Below are 1,448 nucleotides of genomic sequence, written 5' to 3' on the forward strand. Positions count from 1 at the left end.
CTGGAGGCAGCCAGTGCGGCGATTGCCTGGGCCCTGCAGCGCAGCGGGGTGCAGCCGGGGATGCGCATAGGCGTCAGCCTGGCTCGTTCGCGCTGGCTGGTGGCCACCTTGCTGGGCATCGTGCGCGCCGGGGCGAGTTACGTGCCGCTGGATGCCAGCTATCCTGCCGAGCGCCTGCGGGCGATGCAGGCCGATGCACAGGTGGCATGGCTGGTAAGCGATCAAGTGCCGGAGTGGGCGCTGGCTCCGGTACTGCAGTGGTCCAGCCTGGACGCGGCCATCGCCGGTGGCGAGCGTTACGAGTGGGCCGGGCGCAGCGGCAACAGTGCGGCCTATGTGATGTTCACCTCCGGCTCGACGGGTCGGCCCAAGGGGGTGTTGGTCAGCGATGGCGGGATCGTCGATCTGGTCGTGGGCCAGGACTACGTGACGTTGGGCCAGGACGATGTGCTGCTGCAGCTGGCGCCGGTGTCCTTTGATGCGTCCACCTTTGAAATCTGGGGTGCGCTGCTCAACGGAGGGCGGCTGGTGATGGCGCCGGAAGGGCGGGTCTCGCTGAGCGAGCTGGGTCGGTTGATCGAGGCCAACGGGGTGACAGTGCTGTGGCTGACGGCGGCGCTGTTCCAGTTGATGGTCGATGAGCATCCGCAGGGTTTGAGGGGGCTGCGCTATCTGCTGGCCGGCGGTGATGCGCTGTCGCCTGTGCATGTGCAGCGCTATCTGGCGCTGCCGTTCAGCGGCACGCTGGTGAACGGCTACGGCCCGACGGAGGCGACCACCTTCAGTTGCTGCCTGGCGTTGAATGGGTGGACCGGACAGGGCAGCGTGCCGATCGGGCGCGGCGTGGCCGGGCGCAGCGCGTACGTGCTGGACCACGCCGGCCAACTGGTGCCGCCGGGGACGGTGGGCGAACTGTACGTCGGCGGCAGCGGCGTGGGGATTGGGTATGTGGGGCATGCGGCGGCGACGGCGCAGCGGTTCGTGCCGGATGCGTTCGGCGGTGGGGCTGGTGCACGGCTGTACGCCACCGGCGACCGGGTGCGCTACCGCAGCGACGGCATGCTGGAGTATCTGGGCCGCGACGATGCGCAGGTGAAGGTGCGCGGTTACCGGATCGAACTGGGAGAAGTGGAGCGTGCGCTGACCAGCCATCCCCAGTTGGGTGCGGTGAGCGTGCAGGCACACGACGCTGGCGAGGGCAAGCGGCTGGTGGCGTATGTGGTGGCACTGCCGGGCAATACGGTGCCGGGGACAGGCGAGCTGCAGCGCTACCTCGGTGAGTGGGTGCCGGAGTACATGGTGCCGGCGTTGTACGTGGGCCTGGACCGGCTGCCGCTGACGGCCAACGGGAAGATCGACAAGGCGGCGTTGCCGAAACCGGGCGCTGCGCGTGCTGCCGACACGCACGAGGCGCCCCAGGGCGAGGTGGAACAGGCGCTGGCGCAGAT

1 protein-coding gene is annotated in these 1,448 nt (G+C 69.2%); it reads left to right on the forward strand.

Features of this window, described 5'->3' with window-relative positions:
- The coding region (locus EO141_RS20925; protein ID WP_127170197.1) for an amino acid adenylation domain-containing protein at nt 1-1,448 on the forward strand (1,448 nt) is incomplete at both ends.

This window comes from Xanthomonas sp. BRIP62415 (assembly GCF_003993515.1).
Taxonomy (GTDB): Bacteria; Pseudomonadota; Gammaproteobacteria; order Xanthomonadales; family Xanthomonadaceae; genus Xanthomonas; species Xanthomonas euroxanthea.